Annotated in this window: 2 protein-coding genes; one reads left to right on the top strand and one right to left on the bottom strand. The window is 24.4% G+C overall.

Annotation, left to right across the window (positions count from 1 at the left end):
• The coding region (locus N8G13_RS03275) for a restriction endonuclease subunit S (protein ID WP_262289463.1) at positions 1-550 on the top strand (550 nt) is incomplete at its 5' end.
• 73 nt (positions 551-623) lie between these two features.
• On the opposite strand, the gene N8G13_RS03270 is transcribed toward N8G13_RS03275, so the two are convergent.
• On the bottom strand, positions 624-1245 hold a 622-nt coding region (locus N8G13_RS03270), incomplete at its 5' end, for a hypothetical protein (RefSeq protein ID WP_391510165.1).

The raw sequence follows: 1245 nt of genomic DNA, 5'->3' as shown, positions 1-1245 counted from the left end.
TTTGTTAAAGCGTTTGTGATTTTGCTCAAAAATTCAACTTTTTTATGTCGAAAAAAATGCATTTTCATTAAAAAACACTCTCGTTTGGTTCCAACAAAAGGTGGAAAATCTATTTAAAGTCACAAGAGGTCAAGTTTTAAACACTAACAAATTAAAAGAATTTCCATCTGAAAAATATAAATATCCTGTATTCTCTTCAAAAACAGTAAATAAAGGGTTATTAGGTTATTACAATGAGTATCTTTTTGAAGATGCTATTACATGAACAACAGATGGTTATGCGGGAGATGTAAATTATAGAAAAGGTAAATTTTATCCAACAAATGTGTGTGGAGTACTGATAAATTATGAATTTTCTAATCATGGAGTTGCTAAAAGTTTATCACTTGTAACCCATAAATTTGTTTCTAAAGGTGCAATACCAAAATTAATGAATAACGTTATGGCAAATATTGATTTTTATTTATCTAAAGATTCTTTGGAAATGCAAAAAATATCTAAGTTTATTGAGTTATTTAATGGCGACATATCTTTATTAAAACGTAAGTAAAATAATAAAAAAATACACATTTGAGTACATTTTTCAGTACTATTTTGTGTATTTTTCAATATTTTTTGTTAATTTATTGAACAAACATTTTATTTAACAATGTTTGTTTTATGTTTTCCATTTTTTCTATCTTACGCTTTAATAAAGATATGTTGGTATCAAACAATTTAGAAAATAAAGCAATTTTGTTTTGTTCAATATATTCTGGAATTACTAAATTTAATTTTTGAATTTTTTGGATATAGTGACGATTATGGCCATCACTTACCATATTTAAGGAGTTTAAAACATTGAAAATAAAAAGTAAATTGTTTTCTATTTTTTTAAGATTTAGTATCTTTATGGCACTAGATTTAACTAAAAACTTAAAATTTACATATTTATTTAAAAGAGTAAAGTCATCAAAAATAATGCACTCAGAGTCATAATAATTTGATTCATTGGTATATCCAAGAATAAATGATTTATTAGCTGTTAAAACAGGTATTTTTCCTTTGTTTAGTGGTTCTTTTAACTTTGTTATATACTTGTCTGGTCTTGTATAGTTTAATAGATTTTCTACCTTGTCTTGGAACCAATCGTTAGTAAATTCTTTAAATCTTACATGTGGCTTTAAATTTTTTTCATTTGCAAACATCTTGTTCAAAAGTGTATTTTTTATGTTTTCTAGTTTTTCTAACTTACGCTTTAACAAA

Source organism: Mycoplasma zalophi (assembly GCF_025486335.1).
In the GTDB taxonomy this organism is placed as follows: Bacteria; Bacillota_I; Bacilli_A; order Mycoplasmatales; family Metamycoplasmataceae; genus Metamycoplasma; species Metamycoplasma zalophi.
Note: the sequence above shows the minus strand (reverse complement) of the source record. Positions and strands in the feature narration are given on the sequence as shown.